Origin of the sequence: Bacillus sp. FJAT-27001 (genome assembly GCF_019039175.1) — a bacterium.
GTDB lineage: Bacteria > Bacillota > Bacilli > Bacillales > Bacillaceae > Bacillus > Bacillus velezensis.
Genome location: NZ_JAHOAA010000008.1, coordinates 83,621 through 92,974, shown reverse-complemented (window position 1 = coordinate 92,974; position 9,354 = coordinate 83,621). Strand labels below are relative to the sequence as shown.

At 51.9% G+C, this 9,354-nt stretch carries 2 protein-coding genes; both read left to right on the top strand.

Annotation, left to right across the window (positions count from 1 at the left end):
* A partial coding sequence (locus BGM27_RS18225; RefSeq protein ID WP_254122920.1) for a condensation domain-containing protein occupies nucleotides 1-1,507 on the top strand: 1,507 nt, incomplete at its 5' end.
* Nucleotides 1,508-1,528: 21 nt separating this feature from the next.
* Nucleotides 1,529-9,354, top strand: a 7,826-nt coding sequence (gene srfAB / locus BGM27_RS20955; protein ID WP_217031330.1) for a surfactin non-ribosomal peptide synthetase SrfAB, incomplete at its 3' end; no start/stop codon positions are given.

The window sequence follows — 9,354 nt, the reverse complement described above, 5'->3', positions numbered from 1 at the left end:
TCTGAACCAGCACGGCTACAAGCTGGAGATGAAAGACCTCTTCCAGCATCCGACCATCGAAGAGCTCGTCTCCTATGTGGAGCGGACGGAAGGCAAGCAGGCCGACCAGGGCCCTGTCGAAGGCGAAGCGGAGTTAACGCCGATCCAGCGCTGGTTCTTTGAACGAAACTTTACCGACAAACACCACTGGAACCAATCCGTCATGCTTCACGCGAAAGACGGCTTTGATCCGGACCTGGTGGAAAAAACCCTGCAAGCATTGATTGAACACCATGATGCGCTCCGGATGATTTATCGTGAACAAAAACCGTATTACAGAGGGCTTGAGGATGTGTCTGTTGAACTGAACGTCTTTGAGCTGAACGGACCTGCTGAAGACCATGAGGACCGTATCGAACGGGAAGCAGACCGTCTTCAAAGCAGTATTTCACTGGAAACAGGACATCTCTTGAAAGCCGGGCTCTTCCGGGCTGAAGATGGAGACCACCTTCTTCTCGCAATCCATCACTTAGTCGTGGATGGTGTATCTTGGCGGATTTTACTGGAGGACTTTACGTCCGTGTATACGCAGCTGAAGCAAGGCAATGAACCGGCGCTGCCGCCGAAAACACATTCATTCGCCGAATTTGCCGAGAGAATCAAAGAATACGCAAATACGAAGGCGTTTCTGAAAGAAGCGGATTACTGGAGAGAGCTTGAGGAAAAAGAGGTATGCACTCAGCTTCCGAAAGACAGGCAGTCTGGTGATCAGCGCATGAGACATACGAGAACGGTCAGCTTCTCTCTGACGCCTGAACAAACTGAACAGCTGACGACAAACGTACATGAAGCCTATCACACCGAAATGAACGACATCCTGCTCACGGCGCTCGGACTGGCGCTGAAAGAGTGGACGGGTGAAGACACGATCGGCGTTCATTTGGAAGGCCACGGGCGCGAAGACATTCTTGACGGCTTGAATATCACCCGGACGGTCGGATGGTTTACGAGCATGTATCCGATGATCCTTGAGATGAAGCACGCCGACGATCTTTCATATCAGCTGAAACAAATGAAAGAAGACATCAGACACATCCCGAACAAAGGAGTCGGCTACGGCATTCTGCGTTATGTAACGGCGCCTGAGCATAAAGAGAATCTTTCATTTGAGATTGATCCGGATATCAGCTTTAACTACTTAGGCCAGTTTAATGAGATGTCGGATTCCGGCTTATTTACAAGATCGGGGATGCCGTCAGGACAATCGCTGAGCCCTGACACAGAGAAGCCGAATGCGCTTGATATTGTCGGATTTATAGAAAATGGGCAGATGACGATGACGTTTGCCTATCATTCTCTCGAATTTCATGAAAAAACCATTCAATCGTTCAGTGACAGCTTTAAAGGGCACCTCTTGAAAATCGTAGATCACTGCCTGGCCCAAGACGGACCTGAGCTTACGCCTAGCGATCTTGGCGATGATGATCTGACGCTTGATGAACTTGATAAATTAATGGAAATTCTCTAACAGAAAAGACAGAGGTGACATATGAGCAAAAAATCGATTCAAAAGGTGTATGCACTCACACCGATGCAGGAGGGAATGCTGTATCATGCGCTGCTTGATCCGCATTCTTCCTCCTACTTCACACAATTAGAGCTTAGGATTCACGGAAGTTTTCAGCTGGAGCTTTTTGAAAAAAGCGTCAATGAGCTGATCCGGACATATGACATCCTGCGTACGGTATTCGTGCACCAGCAGCTTCAAAAACCGCGCCAAGTCGTATTAGCCGAGCGGAAGACGAAGGTGCACTATGAAGATATCAGTCAATTAGATGAAGCGCGCCAAACCGAATATATTGAACGCTATAAACACGGCGTGCAGCAGCAGGGCTTTCATCTGGCGAAAGATATTCTCTTTAAAGCAGCGGTGTTCAGACTCAGTGAGAAGGAGCTGTATCTCGTCTGGAGCAATCATCATATCGTCATGGACGGCTGGAGTATGGGCGTTTTGATGAAAAGCCTGTTCCAAAACTATGAAGCGCTTCGTGCCGGCCGGCCCGCCGGGGGAAGCCAGGGCAAACCTTACTCTGACTATATCAAATGGCTCGGAGGCCGGGATTATGAGGAGGCGGAACAATATTGGAGCAGCCGCCTGGCGGATTTCGAACAGCCGAGCCTGCTCCCGGGCCGTCTGGCAGCAGAAAAGAAAGACTACCAAAATGAAGAATATTCTTTTGTCTGGGATGAAGAGCTGGTCGCGCAGATTCAGCAGACCGCCAACCGGCATCAAGTCACGGGGCCTAACCTGTTTCAGGCCGTTTGGGGTGCGGTGCTCAGCAAATACAACTATACAGACGATGTGGTGTTCGGCACCGTCGTATCAGGCCGTCCTTCAGAAATCAACGGCATAGAAACGATGGCGGGGCTGTTCATCAATACAATTCCCGTCAGAATCAAGATTGACAAAGATGCAGCCTTTTCGGACGTGATGGCGGCAGTTCAGAAAAACGCCGTGGAAGCCGAGCGCTATGATTATGTGCCGCTCTATGACATTCAAAAGCGCTCCGCCCTGGACGGCAGCCTCTTAAATCATTTGGTCGCGTTTGAAAACTATCCGCTGGACAAAGAGCTGGAAAACGGGGGCATGGAGGAAAGACTCGGCTTTTCCATTAAAGTTGAACATGCTTTTGAGCAGACGAGCTTTGATTTCAATCTCATCGTGTATCCGGGAAAAACGTGGACTGTCAAAATCAAATACAACGGAGCGGCTTTCGCTCATGATGCCATCGAACGAACGGCGCACCATCTGACCCGCATGATGAAAGCGGCGGTCGGAACGCCTGACGCGCCCGTGCGGGAACTCGGCCTTGTTTCAGGCGAAGAAGAGCGGCAGATTGTTGAGATATTCAATGATACGAAAACGGCGCTTCCGGAAGAGGAGGCCGTTCACAGTTTGTTTGAAGCACAGGCAAACCGGACGCCTGCAAGCATCGCGATAAAAGAAGCGGGACGCGAATGGACCTACCGTGAAGTGAACGAAGCGGCCAACCGCCTGGCGAGACACCTTGTGAAGAGCGGGCTGGAAAAAGGCCGGACCGCCGCTATTATGAACGACCGGTCTGCGGAAACCGTTGTCGGAATGCTTGCCGTCCTAAAAGCAGGCGGCGCATATGTGCCGATTGATCCGGCTTTTCCGGAGGACCGTCTCCGCTTTATGGCGGAAGACAGCTCAATTCGGCTCGTGCTGACAGTTCAGGACTATCAAGAACAAGCGGGCACATTGCAAGTCCCGGTCGTCATGCTGGATGAAAGCGCGGATGAAACGGTAAGCGGAACAGACTTGAATCTTCCGGCCGGCGGCAACGACTTGGCGTATATCATGTATACATCCGGATCGACCGGCAAACCGAAAGGCGTCATGATTGAACACAGAAATATCATCAGGCTCGTCAAACATTCGAATTACGTGCCGGTTCATGAAGAAGACCGGATGGCGCAAACGGGAGCCGTCAGCTTTGATGCCGGAACCTTCGAAGTCTTCGGCGCATTGCTGAACGGAGCGTCATTGCACCCGGTGAAAAAAGAGACGCTGCTTGACGCCGGACAATTCGCCCAATTTCTGAAAGAGCAGCGGATCACGACCATGTGGCTGACGTCTCCGCTGTTTAATCAGCTTGCCCAAAAGGATGCCGGCATGTTTAACACGCTCCGGCACCTCATCATCGGCGGTGATGCGCTTGTGCCGCATATCGTCAGCAAAGTGAGAAAGGCATCACCGGAGCTGTCGCTTTGGAACGGATACGGGCCGACGGAGAATACGACGTTTTCGACGAGTTTTCTCATTGATCAGGATTATGACGGTTCGGTCCCGATCGGGAAGCCGATCGGAAATTCCACTGCGTACATTATGGATGAAAACCGCAACCTCCAGCCGATCGGCGCGCCCGGTGAGCTGTGCGTCGGCGGAAGCGGAGTGGCAAGAGGCTATGTGAACCTGTCTGAATTAACGGAGAAGCAGTTTGTCCGCGATCCGTTCAGACCGGATGAAATGATATACCGGACGGGGGACTTGGCGAAGTGGCTTCCGGACGGCACGATCGAGTTTCTCGGCAGAATTGACAACCAAGTAAAGGTCCGCGGTTTCAGAATCGAGCTCGGCGAAATCGAGGCGAAAATCAGCCAGGCGGAGAATGTGACGGAATCTGCGGCTGTGATCCGGAAAAATAAAGCGGATGAAAATGAAATCTGCGCTTACTTTACCGCAGACCAAGCCCTTTCGCCGGAAGACCTGCGCAAAACGCTTTCGGAATCACTTCCGGAATATATGATTCCCGCGCACTTCATCCAGATGAATCAGTTTCCGCTGACGGCGAACGGAAAAATTGATAAAAAAGCGCTGCCTGAGCCTCAGGCTGAAGCCGTTCAAAAAGAATACGTAGCGCCGAAAACGGAAGCGGAGCAGAAACTCGCGGACATTTGGGAAGGCATTCTCGGTGTGAAAGCGGGTGTGACTGACAATTTCTTCACGATTGGCGGACATTCTTTAAAAGCCATGATGATGACCGCTAAAATCCAGGAGCACTTTCAAAAAGAAGTGCCGATTAAAGTGTTATTTGAAAAGCCGACCATTCAGGAGCTTGCGCATTATTTGCAGCATGAGAGCGAGGAGGAGCAGCAGTTTGAACCGATCCGACAAGCGCCTTATCAGAAGCATTATCCTGTTTCCTCAGCACAACGCAGGATGTATATCCTTAATCAGCTCGGACAGGCCAGCACGAGCTACAACGTCCCTGCTGTACTTCTGCTGGAAGGGTCAGTAGACAAAAAGCGTCTTGAGGAGGCCATGCAGGCATTAATCAACCGTCATGAGACACTGCGTACGTCGTTTGACATGGCAGAGGGAGAAGTCGTGCAGACCATTCACAAAAATGTGTCGTTTGAGCTTGAAACCGCCGAGGGCCGGGAAGAAGATGCAGAAGAGCTGACAAAAGCCTTTATCAGGCCGTTTGCGCTCAATCGTGCGCCGCTGGTCCGTTCGAAGCTGATCCGGCTTGAAGAAGACCGGCATCTTCTGCTGATTGACATGCACCACATTATTACGGACGGAAGCTCAATGGGCATTTTCATCGGTGATCTTGCGAAGCTTTATCAAGGCACGGAGCTTGCGCTGCCAAAGATTCATTATAAGGATTTTTCAGTCTGGCAGCGTGAAAAAGCAAGTCTCGATCAGCACGAAGCCTACTGGCTTGATACGTTCAAAGGCGATCTGCCGGTGTTGGATCTGCCGCTTGATTTCCCGCGTCCTGCCGAGCGCAGTTTTGAAGGGGAACGCGTCATCTTCGGGCTTGATAAACAGGTGACGGCGCAGATTAAGAAGCTGCTGGCTGATACGGATACGACGATGTACATGTTCTTGTTAGCCGCTTTTCAAGTGCTGCTGTCCAAATATTCGGGTCAGGAAGACATCGTAGTCGGGTCTCCGGCGGCCGGAAGACAGCATCCTGATCTCCAAGACGTGCCGGGCATGTTTGTCAACACAGTTGCGCTTCGGTCGCATCCTGCCGGCAAAAAAACGTTCAAACAATTTCTGGATGAGGTGAAAACGGCGAGCCTTCAAGCTTTTGAGCATCAAAGCTATCCGCTTGAAGAATTAATTGAAAAACTGCCGTTAACGAGGGACACAAGCCGGAGTCCGCTGTTCAGCGTGTTATTTAATATGCAGAACATGGAGATCCCGGCCCTGCGGCTCGGAGATTTGGAGATTTCTTCTTACTCCATGCATCATCATGTCGCTAAATTTGATCTTTCCTTAGAAGCGGCTGAGCGCGGAGAAGAGGTCGGATTGAGCTTTGATTACGCGAAAGCCTTATTTGCGGACGAAACCATCCGCCGCTGGAGCGCTCATTTTGTCAATCTGATTAAAGCCTGCGCTGAAAATCCGGATATTCAGCTGGCCGATGCAAGCCTGCTGTCAGCTCCTGAGCGGGAAGCGCTCCTTTCTGATGAAAAACGGACGGAGGCGGATCTGCCTGAGGGCACTTTTGTTTCTCTGTTTGAACGGCAAGCGCAAAAAACGCCTGATCTCACGGCGGTTGCGGGCGGAATAAGTCTGACATATCGTGAGCTTGATGAACGCTCGAACCGGTTTGCCCGCCACCTTCAGGCTTGCGGAACGGGCAGTGAGGACATCGTAGCCATTATGATGGATCGTTCGGCCGACTTGATTACCGCGATTCTCGGCGTCATGAAAGCCGGAGCGGCATTTCTCCCGATTGATCCGGAGACTCCTGAAGAGAGAATCCGCTACTCTCTTGAAGACAGCGGAACGAAGCTTCTGGTCGTCAATGAGAGAAACATGACCGCAGCCGCCGTTTATAAAGGAAAAACGGTCGTAATGGAAGACGGAGAATGGCAGAACGAAAGCGCCGACCGGCTTGAAACGGAGCCCGGCGCCGACCAGCTTGCATATATCATTTATACCTCGGGAACAACGGGCAAACCGAAAGGCGTCCAGCTGGAGCACCGCAATCTAATCAATTATGTCACATGGTTCAGCCGTGAAGCAGGTTTGACCGAAGCTGACAAATCCGTGCTGCTGTCTTCTTACGCATTTGATCTCGGCTATACGGCTATATTCCCGATTCTTCAGGCGGGCGGAGAGCTGCACATTGTGCCGAAAGAGATGTACACCGCGCCTGATCAGCTTGGTGAGTATATACAGAAAAACGGCATTACGTATATGAAACTGACGCCGTCATTGTTCCATATGATCGTCAATACAGCCCGCTTTGCGGCAGAACGCCGTTTCAGCCCGCTTCGTTTAGTGGTGCTCGGCGGAGAAAAGATCATCACGTCCGATGTCCGCAAGTTTCATGACGTATACGCCCATACCGACTTCATCAATCACTACGGGCCGACGGAAACGACGATCGGCGCCATTGCCGGACGGATCAATATGGAGCGCCTTGATCAATATGAGCAGCGTCCCGTCATCGGCCGCCCGATCGCAAATACCGGCGCGCTTGTATTGGACGGAGCAATGCAGCTCGTTCCTCCGGGCGCAAGCGGCGAGCTTTATATTACCGGGAAGGGGCTTGCCAGAGGATATCTTCACCGTCCGCAGCTGACGGCGGAGAAATTTCTCTCAAATCCTTTTTCACCGGACAGCCTCATGTACAAAACGGGAGATGTCGTCCGCAGGCTTCCTGACGGGACGATTGAATTTATCGGCCGTGCGGATGATCAGGTGAAAATCCGGGGCTACCGCATTGAATTAAAAGAGGTTGAAACCGTGCTGTTAAGCGTAAACGGCATTCAGGAGGCGGTCGTTCTCGCAGTCAGCGGAGGCGGGCTGCCGGAACTGTGCGCGTATTATAAAGCCGACAGCGAGCTGAAAGGCTCTGAGCTTCGCAAACGGCTTTCCGAAACACTGCCGTCTCATATGCTTCCGGCTTATTTCATACAAGTAGACCGCATTCCGCTCACAGCCAACGGAAAAACCGATAAAAACGCCCTTCCGAAACCGGGCGTCAGCCAAACGGCGCAAACAGCTTCAGCCTTGCCGGAAACGGAATTGGAGGAAAAGCTGTGCCGCATTTGGAAACAGACACTCGGTACGGATACGCTCGGCATCGACGATAATTTCTTCGATTACGGCGGGCACTCTTTAAAAGGCATGATGCTCCTCGCCAATATTCAGGCTGGACTGGACAAAACGGTTCCGTTAAAAGCGCTGTTCGAACAGCCGACTGTCCGCCTGCTTGCCGCATATATCGAAAAATCAGCGGTATCTGAGGGATATCGGATGATCTCACCTGCCGACAGTGCAGACGCGTACCCGTTATCATCCGCCCAAAAACGGATGTACGTCCTGAACCAGCTTGACCGGGAGACAATCAGTTATAATATGCCGTCCGTTCTTCTGATGGAAGGAGAAGTCAATATTTCAAGGCTTCAGGAAGCGCTCAATCAGATGATCAATCGCCACGAGTCTTTGCGGACGTCCTTTATCGATCAAAACGGCCGCCCGATGCAGCAGATCGCAGAACAGGCTGACATCGACCTGCACATCTTTGAAGCAGCGGACGAGGAGAAAGCGGATCTTATCATTCAGGCATTCATTAAGCCGTTCGATCTGAGTGCGGCTCCGCTCATTCGGGCCGCTCTTGTCAGACTGAATGAAAAGAAACACCTGCTGCTGCTGGATATGCATCATATTATTGCCGACGGCGTGTCCAGAAGCATGCTGGTCAAAGAGCTCGCTCATCTTTACAAAGGCGGAAGCCTGCCGTCGCCGAACCTGCACTATAAAGACTTCGCCGTCTGGCAGAATGAACCCGAGCAGGCCGAACGGATGAAAGACCATGAGCGTTATTGGCTCTCCGCATTTTCCGGCGAGCTTCCTGAATTGAATCTGCCGACCGATTTCCCCCGTCCGCCGGTTCAAAGTTTTAAAGGACAATCCGTCCGTTTCAGAGCGGGGCGTGAAACGGAAAAAGCGGTGCGTGAATTAATGGAATCATCGGGAGCGACTCTTCATATGGTGCTTCACGCCGCGTTCCATGTCTTTTTGAGCAAAATCACGGGGCAGCACGATATCATTATCGGCTCGGTGACCGCCGGAAGAACGAGCGCCGAAGTTCAGGAAATGCCGGGGATGTTTGTCAATACGCTTGCGCTTCGCAATGAAACGCGAAAAGAGCAGACCTTCGCCGGGCTGCTCGAACGAGTGAAACAAACCAATCTCGACGCGCTGGCGCATCAGGATTATCCGTTTGAGGATCTGATCGGAAAGCTTGACCTGCCGAGAGATATGAGCCGCAACCCGTTGTTCCAGGTTATGGTGACGACAGAAGATCCGGATAAAGAAACACTGGAACTGGAGAACCTGCGCATCACTCCGTATGAGTCAAACCAAGGCACGGCGAAATTCGATCTGACACTCGGCGGCTTTACGGATCAAGAAGGTCTCGGCCTTCAGTTTGAATATGCGACTGATCTGTTTAAAAAAGAAACAATTGAAAAGTGGAGCGCCGGGTTCCTGCGGATTCTGAAGCAAGCGGCAGAAAGTCCGGACAGAAAGCTGCCTGAGATTTCACTGATCAGCGATGCTGAAAAACAAGCCCTCCTTGACGCATGGAAAGGAAAAACACTTTCTGTGCCGCGGGACAAAACGGTTCACCGTCTCTTTGAAGATACGGCCACCCGCTACGCGAACCGGCCGGCCGCGGCATACAATGGCGCGAAATGGACGTACGGCGAGCTGAACGCAAGGGCGAACCGCATCGCGCGCATTCTCATGGACTGCGGCGTCACGGCTGACGAACGTGTCGGCATTTTGACGAAACCGTCCTTGGAAATGGCCGCGGGCGT